We start from the raw sequence: 400 nt of genomic DNA on the forward strand, positions 1-400 counted from the left end.
TAAACCCCAATATAGGTTGCTGTAGTTGCCGTATTTACCGTAATTGCAGTAATTGCAGTAATTGCAGTAATTGCAGTAATGTACTCAAGTCAATAACAAGACCAACCACTTAACGTAGATACTGGAATAGCTGTATTCACGGTATTTACCGTATTTACCGTAATTGCAGTAATTGCAGTAATTGCAGTAATGTACTCAAGACAGTAACAAGACCAACCACTTAACGTAGATACTGGAATAGCCGTATTCACGGTATTTACCGTATTTACCGTAATTGACGTAACGAACCAAACAAACCCCAATATAGGTTGCTGTAGTTGCCGTATTTACCGTAATTTCAGTAATTGCAGTAATTGCAGTAATTGCAGTAATGTACTCAAGTCAGTAACAAGACCAACCA

1 protein-coding gene is annotated in these 400 nt (G+C 37.5%); it reads right to left on the reverse strand.

The features are described from left to right. Positions 1–89: 89 nt before the first annotated feature. The gene (locus tag ACWQ4X_RS19840) at positions 90–251 is read right to left on the reverse strand and encodes a hypothetical protein (RefSeq protein WP_457904689.1); all 162 of its coding nucleotides are present in this window, start codon (positions 249–251) and stop codon (positions 90–92) included. Between the last annotated feature and the right edge of the window lie 149 nt (positions 252–400).

The sequence above is a fragment of the Acinetobacter sp. NigerLNRRAM0016 genome (assembly GCF_054112845.1).